The following is a 300-nucleotide window of genomic DNA, read 5'->3' as shown; positions in this document are numbered from 1 at the left end:
CAGATCCTGCCGACGTTGATCCAGGGGGTGAAGATCACCATCCTGGCGACGTTGCTCGGTTCGGTGCTGGCGGCGATCGTCGGGTTGGGCATCGCGCTGGCGCGCCGCTCGCCCAACAAGGCGGTGTCGCGCACTGTCGGTTGGGTGGCCGAATTCATCCGCGGCACACCGCTCCTGGTGCAGCTCTATTTCATCTTCTATGTGCTGCCCGACATCGGCATCCTGCTGCCGCCGCTGGTCGCCGGCGTCATCGGGCTCGGGCTGCATTACGGCACCTACACGGCGGAGGTGTGCCGCGGC

At 66.7% G+C, this 300-nt stretch carries 1 protein-coding gene; it reads left to right on the top strand.

The annotated features are described in order from the left end of the window. A partial coding sequence (locus EN852_RS38980; RefSeq protein ID WP_246694582.1) for an ABC transporter permease subunit occupies positions 1 to 300 on the top strand: 300 nt, incomplete at both ends.

Origin of the sequence: Mesorhizobium sp. M2E.F.Ca.ET.209.01.1.1, assembly GCF_004010375.2 — a bacterium.
Classification (GTDB): domain Bacteria; phylum Pseudomonadota; class Alphaproteobacteria; order Rhizobiales; family Rhizobiaceae; genus Mesorhizobium.
Note: the sequence above shows the minus strand (reverse complement) of the source record. Positions and strands in the feature narration are given on the sequence as shown.